The 258-nt window shown below is 48.4% G+C and carries 1 protein-coding gene; it reads right to left on the bottom strand.

Going from position 1 to position 258, the window contains the following annotated elements; all coding sequences use genetic code 11:
* Positions 1-258 (bottom strand): N-6 DNA methylase (locus FLQ44_RS21130; protein ID WP_147695952.1); only part of this gene is annotated, 258 nt, incomplete at both ends.

The following is a 258-nucleotide window of genomic DNA, read 5'->3' on the forward strand; positions in this document are numbered from 1 at the left end:
TGCGCCTTAATCTCCACATCCAACTCTGTTGCTTCCTTCATCTGGGCCGCCAATTTTCCTGTCAACGCCCCCATCGTTTCCTCAAAGGAAATCTCAGATTCCACTTCATCGGGAATGCCCACATAGCGACCTGGCGTTAACACAAAGTTGTGCTTCTCAATCTCCGCCAGTGTTGCCGACTTACAAAAACCCTTGATGTCCTGATAGTTTCCGCCATCCCGCTTCCATTCGTGATAAGTGTCTGCAATCTTTTTGATG

Source organism: Vogesella mureinivorans (assembly GCF_007644035.1).
Classification (GTDB): Bacteria; Pseudomonadota; Gammaproteobacteria; order Burkholderiales; family Chromobacteriaceae; genus Vogesella; species Vogesella mureinivorans.